We start from the raw sequence: 16,282 nt of genomic DNA on the forward strand, positions 1-16,282 counted from the left end.
CAATCGATCTTGCACGTCGCCAGCGCGTGAACTCGACCTACTCACCGGAGTCGGCGCCGCGGACCGCATAATTGTCGCGCTTCAACGCGCTGAAGCGCAGAAGCACGAGGATTGAAGGATCCACTCCCGTCCGGCGGCGACAGAGCACGTTCAAAGCAATGGTCGCGAGCGCCAGCGACACCGTTGCGGAAATCGCCGCACCAAGCACGCCGAGCCAGGGGATGAGAACGAGAAATCCCGCAAGGCGCAGCGCGACGTTGGCCGCAACGACGGGAACATAGATTCGTTCATGGCCGGTCAGCTGCAGGATGGCAGCCGCCGGGCCGCCTGCAGCCTGGATGGCCGTTCCGATGGCGAGGACGATCAGGACCGAATGCTGTTCGGTGAAATGAGGTCCGAACAGGTTGAGGAGATAGGGGCCGCCGATCCAGATCGTGGCGAGCCCGGCGGCCACGCAAAGCGCGGTCACCTCCGCCATCAACCGCAAGGTTCGCTCGAACTCCCGATGGTTCTTGCTGAAATACAGCGAGGGAAGCCGGCGCGCGCCGAATGTGTACAGCGCCGCGGACACCATGGCGAAGATGTTGGCGAGGCGCGAGGCGGCGAAGTAGATGCCGGCCGTCGCCGGATCCAGCATCCAGTAGACCAAGATGACGTCGAAATACTGGTTTGCGACCTCGAGGATGGACGCGAGCCAGAAGTGCAGGGCGCTCGATCGCCAGCGGGATGTCTCGGAACCCGCAGCGGTGCCGCGCAAATTCGGCAGAACGCGCGCAATCGAGATGATCTGCGCAGCCAGCCCGACCGACATGGCAATCGTCATCACGGCGATCAGCTCGGCGGGATCGAGCTGCCGATGACCGACCAGCATGACGAGCAGGAACAGGACGACGATGACCCGCCAGAAGAACTCGCGGTTTCCTTCGCCCATGAGAATGCTGACCAGCGAGCGTGCGATCTGGCTGCCAAGCATCACGCCGGCGTTCACGGCCGTGTACGCGGACACCGCGAGGATCAGCACCCACCAGTCGCCTCTCATGTTCGCCGCGATGGCAATCCCTGCGATCACGATCAGCATGGCGATCGAGGTGATCTTGAAGCTCGACAGCAGGACGCCTTTGGTGAGATCCGGCCTGTCGCCGACCTGATACTCGTTCAGGAAGCGCACCAGCAAGGATTCCTGGCCGACCAGTCCCACGACGGCGGCGATCTGGGCAACCGAAAGCCAGGTCGCAAAGATGCCGAAGCCATCGGGCGACATCGTTCGTGCCGCCAGCGAGAACAACGCAAACGCAAGCGCGCCGCTGCCAACCTTGAGGAGGATGGTCCCGACGACACCGCGCGTGACGTCACGCCGCAGAAGCTGGAGGATGGATTCGATCATGGAAGTTTAGGGAGCTGCTTTCTCCTGAAGACGGCGCCGGCGACAAGCTAGCATGCCGAAAAAAGACGAGTGTTAATGGGCGACATGCAGGATCCTGCCGTCGGCGACGATATCGCGGTGACGTCGGTTGCTTCACTGTGGAACATCGTCGTTCCCGTTGTCCCAAATCAAGCAAGGCCGGCTCGGACCGTCTGACGGCGTATCGCCGCAACGATGGCCGAGAAGGCCGAGATCAGCGGTCGGATGGCGAATGACTCGCGGGATCGGCCACCAGAAACCGCAATTGACGGGAATTCCTAGCAAGAGGCGTGCCGGCTTGTCGTCGCGATGAGCGGCCCTCCCGCCTGTTAACCTCGATATCGAGAAATGATCGCGTTTGGCCGCGTGATGCGACATCAGGCCGGAGAATTGCACGTGCGACTTTAGTTGACCGTGGGAGCCTAGATCATGACGGCGGACAAAACCGTGAACGAGCCGATCGTTGCGGACATCGCGATCGTCGGCGGCGGCCTTGCGGGATCGCTCGCGGCGGCCGTGCTGGCGCGGGCAGGGCATCGCATCGTCCTGATCGACAAGCGGGCGGTCTATCCGGACGAATTCCGGGTCGAAAAGATCGGCGGCCATCAATTGGCGATGCTGCGCAAGCTGGGCTTTCTCGATGCGCTCGAGAGTGTCGCCAGTCGATATGATCAGGTGCTCAATATCCGGGAAGGCAAGGTGGTCGACGTCAGTGTCGGTCGGGCCTACGGGTTTCCCTATGCCGATCTCGTGGCGATGGCGCGCAGCCAGATGCCCGATCCGTCCAGCCTGATCGTCGACGAGGTCGCCGCGATCAACTGCAGCGACGACGTCCAGCATCTCGAACTGGCCTCCGGACGGCGCGTGACCGCGCGCCTCGTCGTTCTCGCCACGGGCATGGCGGGAGCGCTCGGCTACAAGCTCGGCATCAAGCGGCGCGTGCTGGCCGAGCGCCACTCGGTCTCGTTCGGCTTCACGATTGCCCGCCAGGACGGCCACCCGTTCGATTTCGAGGCGCTGACCTGCTATGGCGAGCGCACGGGGGATGGCATCGACTATCTCAGCCTGTTTCCCGTCCGCGCCGGGATGCGGGCCAATCTCTTCATGTTCCGCGACCCGACCGATCCGATCATGCGCGAGCTGCGTCGCGAGCCGGAGGCGACCGTTTTGCGCCTGCTGCCGGGCTTGCGGTCCTATCTCGGCGATTTCCGCGTCATCGACCGGGTCCAGAACTGGGTGATGGATTTGACCGTCGTCGAAGGACATCTGCAGCCCGGAATCGTGCTCATCGGCGATGCGTTCCAGACCAATTGCCCCGCCGCCGGCACCGGTGTCGCGCGCCTCTTGGTGGACGTCGATCGTCTCTGCACCGAATATGCGCCGCGATGGCTCGCGACATCAGGCATGGGCCAGGAGAAGATCGCGCAATTCTATTCCGATCGCGACAAGATCGCGGCGGATCAGCAGTCCCTGAAGATGGCGCGCTTCCGCCAGGCGCTGACGTCCCGCGACGATATCGGCTGGGACGTCCGGCGCCGCTTGCATTTCCTGCGGCGCAGCCTGGCGCACCGTGTCGATCAGATGCATCCGGGCTGGATTGGACGCGTTCGCGGCGCGCTGCGCGCCTGAGGCCTGCGCTTCTTTCGCCTGCCGTCGGTCAGCGCGTCGGTGTCGGCGTGCGGGCGGGCAGGAGCCGCAAATCCGATAATCGCTTGGCCGCGAGCTTGAGCCAGGGCGCCTGGTTCAGCGCGAACAGGGCGACGGCGCCCATTGCGCTCCCGGCCTGCGTGACCGCCCACATCGGCGACGGCTGTCCGCCGAACAATTTCTTGTAGGGCTCGTCACCAATGGTGAAATCGAGCATCTGATCGCCGCGCTCGATACAGTCGCGTGCCACCTGCTCGAACATCAGCGCGCCCAGGGACTGGCTCTTGTATCCGGCGATGTCGAAGGCGCTCATGATGATGAGGAAGCTGTCGCGATGGCATAGTCCGAGCACGGCCGCAATCACTTCGCCGTCCATCTTCATGGCGTAGAGGCGCACGAAGCCGCCGAGACCACGCAGGGCCACGTCGGAGTAGAAGCCGAAATATTCGGGACGCTGCAGCAGGTCGCCGTCGCCCTGCGCCTGAAAGCGCGGGCCGCGAAACTTCTTCATCACCTCCAGTGCCTCGAGCACGGAAGCGTTGTCGTCGCAGCAAGCAAAGCTCAGCGCGCCCTTCTTCTGGAGCTGGCGAGATTTCTTTGCGAGCTCCTTCTGATAGGAGCGGTCGATTGCGCTGGCACGCCATTGCTCGAACGGCGCGACGAGAACCGTCGCGTAGGCATTGGTGTCCATCGAGACGCGGCGGGAGGCCCCGAGGAGATTTTCGATCGGAAGCCGCCCGTCGGGCAGCTTGGTCATGCGAAGCAGATCGAACGGACGAACGAGGCGCCTGATCTCCGCGCATGCATCGGCGTCGTCGAGTAGCCGCGCAAACACGTCCGGGCTGCAGACCGGGGCCAGATAGTCGGAGACGCGCAGGTCGGCGAACTCGACGGTTCGGATCGGACCGCGCCGCATCCGGAGCAGGGGCAGCACCATCGCAAGCGTTCCCGTCGCGCGGTCACGGACCACGACGACCAGAGGTGTTGCACCGGCATTCGCAGCAAGCCGGACATAAAGGCTGTGCAGCCAGATTGGATGCTGGAACGCGGTCGCCGCCGAGCGATCGAACAGCTCGGCGTAGTCCTCGGACAAAAAGTCGAACGACTGCTCGATGACAATGTCGAAATCGTTGCTGGGCTTGTTCATGTGCAATCAGGGAAACCGGACAATTCGCGACCATCGATCGAGCCGTAGCTGGGCTTTATAGCAGGCTCGTTACGGGCTAGACACCAGCGGCCTGCGATTTGCATTAATGTGTTCAACCGCGTTCGTATCGTTACCAAACCCTTAATCCACCGATCGCGATCTCCTCGATCGTGCAAGATGGTCTCGTACGGTCCAGAACACGTCGACGATGTCCCTCTCACGACGAGAATTGCTCAATACGGCGGCACAGATCGCAACGCTGGCCGCCTGGCCCGGCGCCGCAGCCGCTGACGATTACCCCTCGCGGCCCATCAGGCTGGTCATTCCCTATACGGCCGGCGCCGCGGGCGATCAGATCGGCCGTCCCTGGGCCGACAGGATTGCTCCGCTGCTGGGGCCGGTCTATGTCGAAAATATCGGCGGCGCCGGCGGCGCGATCGGATCAGCCGCGGTGGCGCAGAGCGCGCCGGACGGATATTCGCTGCTGCTCGGCAATGGCAGCACGCAGGTGATGATTCCCTTGTCCTCGGCGCAGCCGGCCTATGACGGGATTCGTGATTTCCGTGCCATCTACCGCCTGATCACCAGCACGCTCGCATTCGCGGTTCATCCTGCCTTGCCGGTCAAGGACCTGCGGGAGCTGATCATCTTTGCCAGGGCCAATCCGGGCAAGCTGTCCTATGGCACTCCGGGCGTCGGCACCGGCAATCACCTCGTCGGGGAGATGTTGAGGATGCAGTCCGGCCTCGCAGCGGATTTCATCCACGTCCCCTATCGCGGCATGGGGCCTGCGACCAACGACCTGGTGAGCGGCCAGATATCTTCGGTGATCGCGGTGGTCTCCAGCCAGATCCTGCAATTGCACTTTGCTGGCAAGCTGCGGCTGATCGCCGTGACGAGCGATCGGCGGTTGAACGGCGCGCCTGATATTCCGACGGTGATCGAGCAGGGCATGCCGGATCTCAGATATGCCGGCTGGTTTGGCTTGTTCGCTCCAAAAGCAACGCCGGATACGATCGTGGAGCGGATCGCTGCGGCGACGCGCACGGCGATGGCCGATCCAAAATTGCAGGAAAGCTATCGCTCACAGGGTCTTGAGCCGGACGTCGATTCAGGTCCCGACAGGTTTCAGCGCCTGGTCGAAGACGAGCTGGCTCGCCTTGCTCCCATCGTCAAGGCGATCGGGCTGAAGCGCGACTGAGATCACGCTCCAAAACTTAGCGCGGCATTTGCAAGTGACGTGCTGTCGCAGATCCAAGCGCGCTGCGTCATTCTGCGCGACTGAGAAGCGTCCTTTGGAATCGTTCCAGATGCGCTGTCCACTGCAGTTATTGATGATCGAGACATTCTAAGTCGCCGCGCACGCATTTTCGTTGCCGTGATCATGGCCGCTTTCTAGAGAGGGCTATCGATGAGGGGCTTTCTGGAAATGCAGCGTGCGGGTGGAGTTGAGACGGTAGCGCGCTTCGGCGCGACGCTGCTGGGTGGAGTGGCGTTGCTCACGTGGTTTGAATTGCCTGCTCGATCCCAGACAGCGCAAGGCGGCAGCTCCCTTCCACCCGTGACTGTCGAGGCCCCGGCCAAACAATCGGCCCGCCGCGCGCCGACCAGGCGAAACAACGCTCCGGTCCGATCGACGTCGCGGCGCGCCCCGCAAGCCCCAACGGTCGCAGTGCCATCGCAGCCCGGTGTCGTTCCCGCCTTCGCCGGCGGTCAGGTCGCGCAAGGCGCGCGGCTGGGACTGCTCGGAAACACCGGCACCATGAAGTCGCCGTTCAGCGTGACGAGCTACACTGACAAGTTCATTCGGGATCAGCAGGCGGCAACGGGTGCGGACGCCCTCATCCTCGATCCGTCGGTGCGAAGTTCTCATCCCACGGGCGGCGTGGTGGACTCCTTCAACATTCGCGGGTTTCCGATCAACGAAGGCAACAACGGTGAATTCGCCTTCGAGGGTCTTTACGGAATTGCGCCGACCTATCGCATCTTCACGGACTACGTCGAGCGCATCGAGGTGCTGAAAGGTCCTTCCGCTGCGCTCTCCGGCATGGCGCCCAATGGCGGCGTTGGCGGCGTCATCAATGTCGTGCCCAAGCGCGCGGACGAGGACTTGACCCGCTTGACCGCAAGCTACGGCTCGACGGCCCGCTTCGGCGGGCACTGGGATGTTGCGCGTCGTTATGGCGACGGCAAGGAGTGGGGCGTACGAGCTAGTGGAAGTGTCCGCGATGGTGATACGCCCATCAACCGCCAATCCGAGACGACAGGTGTCGGATCACTCGCCCTCGACTACCGGGGGGAGCGGTTCAGGTCCTGGCTCTATCTGATCGCGCAGACCGACCGGTTCGATGCGCCGTCGCGGCCCTTTCTGATGGCCTCCGGCCTGCAGGTGCCGAAGGCGCCGGATGGCCGGTTGAACGTGACCCAGCCCTGGGAATGGTCGCGCATCAACGATCAATCGGCCCTGCTGCGAACCGAGTACGACGTTAGCGACCAGGTCACGCTGTTTGCGGATGTCGGCGGCTCCAGGACGAATGTCGAGCGGTTCTTCGGTCTCCCAACCATTGTCAGCGCGAGCGGCAATACGACCTCGACGCCTCAGTACTTCGGCCTCAGCATCGATCGAACCACCTATGATGGCGGCCTTCGCGCCCGCTTCGACACCGGCTTCGTCCATCATGCTCTCGCATTCCAGGCCTCGGTCTATCATGACGCGCTGTACCGGCGGCTGATCAATGGCACTCTGGTCGCGTCGAACATCTACAATCCCACCGTCGCGCCAACCCAGTTCGCCAACGAGATCAGCGATCGGCCCCGGCTTTCGGACAGCCAGCTCACGGGGCTTTCGATTGCCGACACCATGTCCGTGCTCGACGAGCGCATCCTGTTGACCCTCGGCGTCCGTCGCCAGGGCATCGAGGCGAACAACTATGCCTCCAATGTCGGCACGCTGACGTCGTCGTATGACAGGAGCGCCGTTACGCCGGTGGTCGGCCTCGTCGTCAGGCCCGTGGAGAATATCTCCCTGTACGCGAACTATGTCGAAGGCCTCGCGCGTGGCGACGTGGCGCCGCAGACCGCGTCCAATTTCGGCGAAGTGCTGCAGCCCTACGTCGCCAAGCAGTACGAAGCCGGCGTCAAGGTGGATTTCGGCCGGATCGCAACAACCTTCAGCGCCTTCGAGATTTCGAAGGCGAGCGGCGAGCTGTCCGCCGGTCGCTTCGCGGCGACCGCCGAACAGCGAGTCCGTGGGCTCGAGTTCAACGTCTACGGCGAGCTCATGCAGGGCTTCCGCGTCCTCGGAGGCATCTCGTTGCTGGACGGTACCCTGACGAAGACCGCGGTCGCGACGAATGTCGGCAACACGCCGATCGGTGTTCCGAACGTCCAGGCCAATATCGGCGCGGAGTGGGATCTACCGTGGATGCGAGACCTCACGTTGAACGGAGCCGTCATCTACACGGGCAGGCAGTTCGCGGACTCCGCGAACAAGCAGCCGATTCCGGAGTGGACGCGGCTCGATCTCGGGGCCCGCTACACCACGGCGATCAACGGCAGGAAGACGGTGTTCCGCGCCAACATCCAGAACGTGACCGGTGAGAGCTACTGGTCGAGCGTGGCCTCGTTCGGTACGTTCTTTCTGGGAGCGCCGCGCACCTATCTGCTGTCGATGACCGTGGACATGTGATCGTCGCGCACGCGCTTGCGTCAAACGCAGCCCAGCATTCCGTTCCGGCGCCGTGACGCGCCGGACTGAAAAAGTCTCCATGGAATCAACGGGGTGACTTCCTCCGCTGCCTGCTTTTCGGCCTGCCTGCCGAAAAGTCGCGCGGCCCTTGCTCTTGCCAGTATGAGGGTTCTTGATAAACCTCATACTGCGGGATCGGGTGGATGGAGCAGGCTTTGAGGCGGACTTTGCGGGCGATCGAACCCGGCACGCTGGTGCTGTTCGGAGGGCTGATCGCCGTCAACATCGCCGCCTGGGCCTGGGCCTTCGCGCTGTTTGGCGACCGGCCGACGGTGCTGGCAACGGCGCTGCTGGCCTGGGTGTTCGGCCTGCGCCACGCCGTCGACGCCGACCACATCGCCGCCATCGACAATGTCGTGCGCAAGTTGATGCAGACGGGCGACGCGCCGCAGAGCGTCGGCCTCTATTTTGCGCTCGGTCATTCCACCGTGGTGGTGGTTGCGACCATATTGCTCGCGCTCGGCGTGGTGAGCCTTGGCGGCGACAGCCTGCTCAAGGAGATCGGCGGCCTGATCGGCACGTCGGCGTCGGCGCTGTTCCTGCTGGTGATCGCGGCCATCAATCTCGTCATCTTCATCGGCCTGTGGCGGACGTTTCGCGCGGCGCGGGAGCAGGGCGTTCACGACGCCGAAGGGCTCGAGACTCTGCTCGCCAATCGCGGTTTCCTCGCGCGGCTGCTCGGGCCGCTGTTCCGCCTGGTCACGAAACCCTGGCACATGTATCCGCTCGGCTTCCTGTTCGGGCTCGGCTTCGACACGGCAACCGAGATCGGCCTGCTCAGCATCTCCGCCACCGAAGCCGCGCGCGGGGCGTCGATGGCGGATGTCCTGGTCTTCCCGGCGCTGTTCGCCGCGGGCATGGCGCTGGTCGACACCGCCGATTCCGCGCTGATGGTGAGCGCCTATCGATGGGCGTTCGTCGATCCCCTGCGCAAGCTCTGGTACAACCTCACGATCACCGGCGCCTCCGTGGCGGTGGCGCTGTTCATCGGCGGCATCGAGGCGCTCGGCCTGGCCGCGGACCGGCTCGGCCTGTCCGGGGGCCTGTGGACGCTGGTCGACGGCCTCAACGAGTCGCTCGCCAATGTCGGCTTCGCCGTGATCGCGCTGTTTGCGATCGCGTGGCTGGCCTCGGTCCTACTCTATCGTCGCATCTTCGAGGGCGGTCGGCAGCAGGCCGCAACGAAAGCTCTGGCCTGCGCCGATGCGACCGAAGCGGTGTGAGCCCTGTCGTGGCGGCGCGCTGACGGCGCTCTCGGCCCTGGTGCTGCTCGCGGATGACGGCCGCGCCTTCGCGCAAAGCAGCAACGCCTCACGCGAGCTGCCGCCGATCGAGGTCGGTGGCGGCCAAGATTTGGCGCGCAGGAAGCTGGTCGCACCCCGCCGCACCGCCAAGCCGCCTTCGGCGGGCCGCCGCGTCTTCGTGAATTCAGCGACGGCGCAGACCCCCGATAGGCGCAGCGTTGCCTCCAGCGCAAAGAGCCAGCCCGGCATGGCCAGCGAAATCACCATCTCTGGTGAAGAGCTCAACGCCCGCCCCTTCACGCGGCCGGGCGAGGTGCTCGAAGCCGTGCCGGGTCTGATGGTGACGCAGCATTCCGGCGAGGGCAAAGCCAACCAGTATTTCTTGCGCGGCTATAATCTCGACCATGGCACCGACCTTGCGATCAACGTCGACGGCGTCCCCGTCAACATGCGGACCCATGCGCACGGCCAAGGCTATGCCGATCTCAACTGGCTGATCCCGGAAACCATCGCCGCCGTCGATGTGCGCAAGGGGCCGTACTTCGCCGATGAAGGTGATTTCGCCTCGGTCGGCAGCGTCCATGTCGGCCTGATCGACCGCACCAAGGGACTGGCGCAGCTGAGCGTCGGCAGCTTCGGTTATCGCCGCCTGCTCGGCATGGATTCGGCGAGGCTCGGGGACGGCGCGCTGCTCGTGGCCGGCGAGATCGGCAGCTATAACGGGCCGTGGGATATTCCGGACAATGCGCGCAAGCTCAATGGCCTCGTTCGCTACAGCCAGGGCACCGCGACCGACGGCGTCTCCGTCACCGGCATGGCTTACACCAATGCATGGAATTCGACCGATCAGGTGCCGCAGCGCGCGATCGCGGCCGGCTTCCTCAACCGCTTCGGCTCGGAAGATCCGAGCGACGGCGGCAACACCAACCGCTTTGCGCTCTCGGGCCGCATCGCGCAGAGCGACGATCTCGGCTCCTGGAAGGCCAACGCCTATGTGGTGAAGAGCCAGCTCGATCTCTTCAACAACTTCACCTATTTCCTCAGCGATCCCGTGCTCGGCGACCAGTTTCATCAGCATGACGATCGCCTGATGCTGGGTGCCAACGTCTCGCGCACGCTGAACGGCTCGCTGGCCGGTCTGCCGATGCAAACGATCTTCGGCCTGCAATCGCGCTATGATGCGATCGACCTCGCACTCAGCAACACCTTCCGGCGCGGCTTCCTTGCCGACATCCGCAGCGACAAGGCTGGCGAGGGCAGCGTCGGCGTCTATGCCGAGAATACCTTGCGCTGGACCGATTGGCTGCGGACCAGCGTCGGCTGGCGCGGCGACTATTATGCCGCCGACGTCACCTCGCGGTTCAATGCCAACAATTCCGGCCGCGCGGACGCGGCGCTCGGCAGCCCGAAATTCAGGATGGTGCTCGGCCCGTTCCATCAGACCGAGTTCTTCCTCGGTGCCGGCTACGGCATGCACTCCAACGACGCCCGCGGCGCGACCACGACGGAAGACCCCAGCGATCCCGCAACGAGGCTGACACCGTCGCCGCTCCTGGTTCGGACCAAGGGAGCAGAGGTTGGCGTGCGCAGCAGGATCGTTCCCGGCCTCGACACCTCGCTCAGCCTCTTCATTCTGGATCAGGATTCCGAGATCCTGTTCTCCGGCGATGCCGGCGACACCTCGGCGACCCGCGCCAGCCGCCGCTACGGCTTTGAGTGGGCCAACCACTACCGGCCCAGCTCCTGGATCGACATCGACGCCGATCTCGCCATGACCCATGCGCGCTTCCGTGGCTATGACAGCGAGCAGGCGGAGGTCTACGCCTCGCTCGCCGGCTATCCCGAGGCGCAGATCGGCAATGCACCCGGCAACTCCGTTCCGAACGCGCCTGCGATGGTGGCGTCGGCCGGCGTCACGCTGGGCGAGAAGACCGGCTGGTTCGGCGCCTTGCGCTGGCGCTATCTGGCGTCGAGTCCTCTGACGGAGGACAACGCATTCCGCTCCGCTGCGACCAGCATCTTCAACGGCCGCCTCGGCTATCGCATCGACAATGGCTGGCGTCTTCAGCTCGATGTACTCAACCTGTTCAACACGAAGGCCAGCCAGATCACCTATGCCTATGGGTCGCTGCTCAAGACCGACACGCTCTATAACCTCTGCACATCGGGCGCCGCGCCAATGTCGATCTGCCAGAATGGCGTGATGGATTACGTGCTGCATCCCGTGGAGCCGTTGACGTTCCGCCTCACCATCGCCGGGGCGTTCTAGTTTTTTTGGGGAGCGCGGGTCGATTGACTTGCCGATTGACAGCGTCCGTCATCCCGGGATTGCCGGCGATGGCCTCCTAGGTTTGCAGGAGGCAGATCTCGCGCGCGACTGCTACCTGAACGGTCGGCTGAACGCCAGGCAGGAGACAGGCATGCAGAGCGTCGTCCCGACATTGTCGCTGATCCTCACGGTCGTCACGTTCGGCAGCGGAGCGACGAAGTCCGTGGTGCCGAAGGAAATTGCCGCCGACGGAACGGTGGTTGCGAGCCTGCTGGCCGAGGGCGCGCAGACCTACGACTGCAAGGCCGGCAGCGACGGCAAGCTGGTCTGGACATTCCGCGAGCCGATCGCGACGTTGATTTCGGACGGCACCACGGTCGGTCGTCACTATGCGGGCCCGGTCTGGGAGAACGTGGACGGCAGCGCGATCACCGGCAAGGTCGTCGCCAGCGTTCCGGGCGCGACGCCGAATGACATCGCCTGGCTCAAGCTCAGCGTCGTCAGCACGCGCGGCGAGGGCGTGTTTTCGAAAGTGACGACCGTGCAGCGGATCGACACCCATGGTGGTGCCGTGCAAGGCCCCTGCGAAGCAACGGGCACCTCGCTCGTTGCTCCGTACTCCGCCACTTACGTCTTCGTGCGCGAGAGGAATTGAAGCGATCGCGATGCGACCAGCCGACGTGGCGAAAATATCTCACCACGCGAGAATGGAGGGATCGCGGGTAGCAGTCTCCTAGGTTTGCAGGACGCGGACGTCGTGCGCGACCGGTACGTGAATGGGCAACACGGAATCGAGTCACTCTGGAGCTGGAAATGCCACGTTTGGTCCAACGTCATGATCTGCTGCGCCGCCGCCTTGTCCGCCTGCTGCCCCTGATCGCGATAGCCGCATCTACGGACCGCGCCGCCGCGGCCTGCGACCCGGTCTCGCCGGTCGACCATGCGATCGTCACCTGTACCGGCGTGACGAACAACCAGAACGGGACTGTCGGCTATGGCTCCGCCACCGATACCGGCAACACCATCAACATCGTGTCAGGCGCTTCCGTGACAGGAGTTCTCGCTGGTCTGCAATTCCAGGACATTGTCAGGTTGGACAACTCCGGCACCATCTCGGTGCTGGACCCGAGCGGTGCCGCAATCGAAGCCAATGCGTTCGTCGACGTGACCAACGGGGCCGATGGGGTCATCACCGGCGGCTTCTTTGGAATCAAGGCAGGCAACACTGGCACCGCGATCATACACAACTTCGGTCGCATATCGAGTTTGGTCGGAATTCAGGCCGGAAACGTCAGCGTCGATAATGCGGGCGCCATCGCTGGAGGTAGCATCGGTGCCGGCATTGCCGCCGTCGCCGCCACGGTCAACAACACGGCGGATGGAACCCTCTCTGGCGGAACCGGCATTTTCGCCGATACCGTCACCCTCTTCAACGCAGGGAGGATCTCAGGTCAACAGGATGGGATTTCTGGCGGCGTCGTCGACGTCGCGAACACGGGCAGCATCACTGGCGTGCTTATCGCTATTCGCGCTTCGACAAGTGCAACCGTCCAGAACAGCGGCCTCATCTCTGGCGGCGTCTTCGGACTTGCCGTCTTCGACGGCGCTGGCGTCCTAACCGGGAGGCTCGACGTCACGAATTCCGGGACCATCGAGTCCGGTGACATCACACTCTCGGCAAACGATGTCAGCGTGAGCACGTCAGGAACCATATCGGGGAGAAACCGGGCGATCAGCGCAATCAATGTCGACCTATTCAATTCGGGCACGATGTCGAGCGGCGAAGCGGTCATTTCAGGCGCCAATGCAAGGATCGTGAATACCGGGTCGATCCTGGGAGGCCAGTGGGGCATAGCGGCGGGAACGCTGAACCTCGCGAATTCCGGCACGATCTCGGGCAATATCGGCGTCGAGGCGGGCAATCCGGCCAACGGCACGAGCATCGACAATTCCGGCACCGTCATCGGCACCGGCGGCACAGCCATCAAGTTGAGCTCGACCGCCGACACGCTGACGCTGCGGCCGGGCTCGCACATCGTCGGCGTGGTCGACATGGGGCTCGGCAACGACGTCGTCAACGTCCTCGTCGCCGCGCCCAAGACACGGGTCTCGTCGCTGACATCGGTGGAGCTGCCGTCCTTCGTCAACTTCACCGGTGTGCTCAACACCAGCTTTTCCAACGCCAACAGCAATCCCGCGGCCTCAGTCGGAACAACGCTCGCCACGCTCGATCCGACCGCGCTGGCGCTCGCCGATCGCGCGTTGATGGATTTCAGCGGCGGCGTGTCGTCGCTGGTGCAGGGCCGTCTTGGCGGCGTGCAGCCCTCTGCGAACGGCGCGATGATGGCGATGGCCTATGCGCCTGACAGCAGCCATGCCGGCGGCTTCGTCAAGGCGCCCGGCGCCGGCGGCTGGAGCGATGCGGCGCCGATCACGGTATGGGCCAACAGTTTCGGCGGCCGGCGCACCCAGGACGAGACGGCGGCCACGTTGCGCGCCACCAACACGGCCTGGAGCGCCGCGGTCGGGCTCGACCGCAGGATACGGCCGGACTGGCTGGTCGGCGCCTTCCTCGGCGGCGGCTCGGGAGCGCTGTCGGTCGATCTCGGCTCGCAGCGCGTCGACACGGATTATGTATTCGCGGGCGTCTACAGCCGCTTCGAATGGGCCGCGCAGTTCTTCGATTTCGCCGTGCAGGGCGGCGGCTCCTCCAACAGGTCCAGCCGGCTGGTGCTGAACAACGGCGCCGTGGAGACGGCGCGGGCGACGTATGACGGCTGGTACATCAGTCCGGAACTCGCCTATGGCCGGCGCTATCAGATCGGCGACGGCTACCTGCTGACGCCGACGGCGCGCGTGCGCTACGTCGCGGGCTTCTTCGACGGTTATGCCGAAGCGGGCTCGGCCCAGAACCTTGCGGTCGGCAGCCGCACGCTGCAGAACTTCGAGGAGCGCGGCGAGTTCGAACTGTCGCGTACGACGAGCTTCTTCGGCGGCGACCACACCCTGAAGACCAGCGTGCACGGCGGCGTCATCGCGCAGCAGCGTGTCGGCGGCACCACGCTCAACACGGTGCTGATCGGGCAGGGCCTGTCGTTCGCAACACCCGGCCAGGCCAGCACGGTGGGCGCGGTGTTCGGCGCCGGCTTCGATTATCGCACGACCAGGAACGTCACGCTGTTCGGCGCCGTGGAAGGCGTCGCAATGTCGGACCAGAGCCGGATCGGCACCGCAAGAGGTGGCCTTCGCGTGTCGTTCTGAAACGGTTCCGTCATCGCCCAGAGGCCGGCGGTGACGCCCTCCAGGCCTTCGACGATGCGCCGCGCGATGAGCCCTCACATCTGCTTGAGCGCGAGGTGCACGGCTGCGACCTCCTAGGTTTGCAGGAGGCGGAGTGGCTCCGGCGGTGATAGTTGCGGAGACCGTCGCTCGTTGACGGCCTGCTCGCGGCCTCCTCGCGACGGTCATCCTCCGAACGGAGGATGACTGGGCGCCTGCGCCAAGTGAGTGTGAGCGGGCGGTTTGACATGAAAGAAGCGGACGATGATCGGGTTGGAAGGCTCCAAAGATGCGCCGGCTCCCCTGAAACGTGCGCGAAACCTGCGATCGGTCCAGACATTGTCCGTGCCAGTCAATTCCGGTGATCCGCGAGAGTTCGGCGATCTGATCGGCATCGTCTACGACGCCGCGATCGATCCTTCCCGGTGGGAGGAGGCCATTGCAAGAACCGCCCGGTTTGTCGGTGGTACCGGCGGTGGGTTGTTCTGCAAGGATGTCGGCGTCCAGCACGCGACCATCCCCCATAGCTTCGGATTTCAAAGGCCGCTGCCGGTGGAGCTGTTTCGCGAAATCTATCCGGCTGCCGCTGCGCATTTTCAAGGTGACCTCGAGGAGCCGGTTGCGACCGCAGATATGATCCCGCTCGATGAACTCACCCGGACCGGCTTCTATCGTCAGTGGGCCGAACCTCAGGGCCTGGTCGACTTTCTCAGCGCAGTCGTCGACAGAACCACGATCAGCGCGGCGATATTCGGCGTCTTTCGTCATCAGGCACACGGCATCGCCGACGAGCATGCGCGGCGGCAGATGAAGCTGATCGCGCCGCATATCCGGCGTTCGGTATTGATCGGCAGGATGTTCGAGTTCAGGGCGGCGGAGGTCGCGACGTTCGTCGATACGCTCGACGGGCTCGATGCCGGCATGTTTCTGGTCGATATGGCGGGGCGCCTCATTCACGCGAATGCTGCCGGCAACGCGATTCTCGCCACATGCGCAGTTCTGAATTCCGTCGGCGGGCGGCTCGTTGCACGTGACACGCAGGTCGACCGGGCCTTGCGAGAGGTCTTCGCGGGCGCAGGGCAGGGCGACGCCGCGCTCGGGACCAGGGGCATCGCCATGCCGCTGACCGGCAGCGACGGCGAACGCTATGTTGCCCATGCGCTGCCCCTGACATCGGGTGCGCGTCGGCGCGCCGGCATCGTCCATACCGCCGTTGCCGCACTGTTCGTTCGAAAGGCGTTGCTGGCGATGCCCTTTGCGTCGCAGACGATCGGCAACGCCTTCAAGCTGACGCCGACCGAGCTCCGCGTTTTGCTTGCGGTCGTCGAGATCGGTGGGGTCCCGGAGATCGCCAACGCGTTTGGTGTTGCCGACACGACGATCAGGACGCATGTCAGCAGCCTGTTCGAAAAGACCGGCGCGGCGCGGCAGGCCGATCTCGTCAGGCTCGTGGCAGAGTATGCCACGCCGCTGGCGGGTTGAAGGCCTCTCCAGCCAAATTCTCGTGCATTCCTAGGACGACACGCCCCCGAGCAACGGCTCAGAA

At 64.3% G+C, this 16,282-nt stretch carries 10 protein-coding genes; 8 read left to right on the plus strand and 2 right to left on the minus strand.

Annotation, left to right across the window (positions count from 1 at the left end):
- Positions 1-37: 37 nt before the first annotated feature.
- A complete protein-coding gene (locus tag ML401_RS12875) occupies positions 38-1,384 on the minus strand; it encodes a lipopolysaccharide biosynthesis protein (RefSeq protein ID WP_285812157.1) in 1,347 nt (448 codons plus the stop codon).
- 447 nt (positions 1,385-1,831) lie between these two features.
- On the opposite strand from ML401_RS12875, the gene ML401_RS12880 reads away from it, so the two are divergent.
- Entirely contained in the window at positions 1,832-3,031 is a 1,200-nt protein-coding gene (locus ML401_RS12880; RefSeq protein ID WP_285812158.1) for an NAD(P)/FAD-dependent oxidoreductase, read from the plus strand.
- 28 nt (positions 3,032-3,059) lie between these two features.
- Here ML401_RS12880 and ML401_RS12885 read toward each other — a convergent pair whose 3' ends face one another.
- Positions 3,060-4,196 carry a GNAT family N-acetyltransferase gene (locus tag ML401_RS12885; protein WP_259205608.1) on the minus strand — a complete coding sequence of 379 codons (1,137 nt, stop codon included), beginning with the start codon at positions 4,194-4,196 and terminating at the stop codon, positions 3,060-3,062.
- 208 nt (positions 4,197-4,404) lie between these two features.
- Here ML401_RS12885 and ML401_RS12890 point away from each other — a divergent pair, with 208 nt between their 5' ends.
- The 7 genes from ML401_RS12890 to ML401_RS12920 all read left to right on the plus strand — a co-directional run bounded on the left by ML401_RS12890 (position 4,405) and on the right by ML401_RS12920 (position 16,218).
- On the plus strand, positions 4,405-5,397 hold the full coding sequence (locus ML401_RS12890) for a tripartite tricarboxylate transporter substrate binding protein (protein WP_211418236.1): 993 nt from the start codon (positions 4,405-4,407) through the stop codon (positions 5,395-5,397).
- Between the two features lie 228 nt (positions 5,398-5,625).
- Complete coding sequence (locus tag ML401_RS12895) at positions 5,626-7,884, plus strand: TonB-dependent receptor (protein WP_376717370.1); 2,259 nt, start codon at positions 5,626-5,628, stop codon at positions 7,882-7,884.
- Between the two features lie 203 nt (positions 7,885-8,087).
- Positions 8,088-9,167, plus strand: a complete 1,080-nt coding sequence (locus ML401_RS12900) for a HoxN/HupN/NixA family nickel/cobalt transporter (RefSeq protein WP_285812160.1) — start codon at positions 8,088-8,090, stop codon at positions 9,165-9,167.
- Complete coding sequence (locus ML401_RS12905; protein ID WP_285812161.1) at positions 9,148-11,457, plus strand: TonB-dependent receptor; 2,310 nt, start codon at positions 9,148-9,150, stop codon at positions 11,455-11,457. The genes ML401_RS12900 and ML401_RS12905 overlap by 20 nt, the downstream gene beginning before the upstream one ends.
- Positions 11,458-11,608: 151 nt before the next feature.
- Positions 11,609-12,112, plus strand: a complete 504-nt coding sequence (locus ML401_RS12910) for a DUF3455 domain-containing protein (RefSeq protein ID WP_285812162.1) — start codon at positions 11,609-11,611, stop codon at positions 12,110-12,112.
- 158 nt (positions 12,113-12,270) lie between these two features.
- Positions 12,271-14,718 (plus strand): autotransporter outer membrane beta-barrel domain-containing protein, encoded by a 2,448-nt coding sequence (locus ML401_RS12915; RefSeq protein WP_285812163.1) that lies wholly within the window; start codon positions 12,271-12,273, stop codon positions 14,716-14,718.
- Positions 14,719-15,081: 363 nt separating this feature from the next.
- Positions 15,082-16,218 carry a helix-turn-helix transcriptional regulator gene (locus tag ML401_RS12920; protein ID WP_246776457.1) on the plus strand — a complete coding sequence of 379 codons (1,137 nt, stop codon included), beginning with the start codon at positions 15,082-15,084 and terminating at the stop codon, positions 16,216-16,218.
- Positions 16,219-16,282: the final 64 nt, after the last annotated feature.

The organism is Bradyrhizobium sp. 62B, assembly GCF_030272265.2.
In the GTDB taxonomy this organism is placed as follows: Bacteria; Pseudomonadota; Alphaproteobacteria; order Rhizobiales; family Xanthobacteraceae; genus Bradyrhizobium.

Bases quoted from the DNA above. Each gene is read 5' to 3' on its own strand.
- ML401_RS12875 (WP_285812157.1), bottom strand. From the start codon at position 1,384: ATGATCGAATCCATCCTCCAGCTTCTGCGGCGTGACGTCACGCGCGGT.
- ML401_RS12880 (WP_285812158.1), top strand. From the start codon at position 1,832: ATGACGGCGGACAAAACCGTGAACGAGCCGATCGTTGCGGACATCGCG.
- ML401_RS12885 (WP_259205608.1), bottom strand. From the start codon at position 4,196: ATGAACAAGCCCAGCAACGATTTCGACATTGTCATCGAGCAGTCGTTC.
- ML401_RS12890 (WP_211418236.1), top strand. From the start codon at position 4,405: ATGTCCCTCTCACGACGAGAATTGCTCAATACGGCGGCACAGATCGCA.
- ML401_RS12895 (WP_376717370.1), top strand. From the start codon at position 5,626: ATGCAGCGTGCGGGTGGAGTTGAGACGGTAGCGCGCTTCGGCGCGACG.
- ML401_RS12900 (WP_285812160.1), top strand. From the start codon at position 8,088: ATGGAGCAGGCTTTGAGGCGGACTTTGCGGGCGATCGAACCCGGCACG.
- ML401_RS12905 (WP_285812161.1), top strand. From the start codon at position 9,148: ATGCGACCGAAGCGGTGTGAGCCCTGTCGTGGCGGCGCGCTGACGGCG.
- ML401_RS12910 (WP_285812162.1), top strand. From the start codon at position 11,609: ATGCAGAGCGTCGTCCCGACATTGTCGCTGATCCTCACGGTCGTCACG.
- ML401_RS12915 (WP_285812163.1), top strand. From the start codon at position 12,271: ATGCCACGTTTGGTCCAACGTCATGATCTGCTGCGCCGCCGCCTTGTC.